General features: G+C 42.4%; 1 protein-coding gene. It reads right to left on the bottom strand.

Features of this window, described 5'->3' with window-relative positions:
• Window positions 1–203 (bottom strand): hypothetical protein (locus HMPREF2644_RS06170; RefSeq protein ID WP_070828321.1); only part of this gene is annotated, 203 nt, incomplete at both ends.

Genomic DNA, 203 nt, shown 5'->3' with positions numbered 1-203 from the left:
TACTCCACACCTAAATCTTCCAACCCAAAATAACCGCAAGATTTTGTTCGATTCACTGCACTGTATTTACTTACCTGCGGAAACGGTATCGGCTCAATTAAGTGACCGTTACAGCGAAAACGATCGTCATCCCATTCGCTGCTCGATATAAAATAATCTGGCGTATAAAAATCCTCTAATTCCGCACCGCACTTTGGGCATTT

This window comes from Haemophilus sp. HMSC071C11, assembly GCF_001837655.1.
Lineage (GTDB): Bacteria > Pseudomonadota > Gammaproteobacteria > Enterobacterales > Pasteurellaceae > Haemophilus > Haemophilus influenzae.
This window is presented reverse-complemented; position numbering and strand designations above follow the sequence as displayed.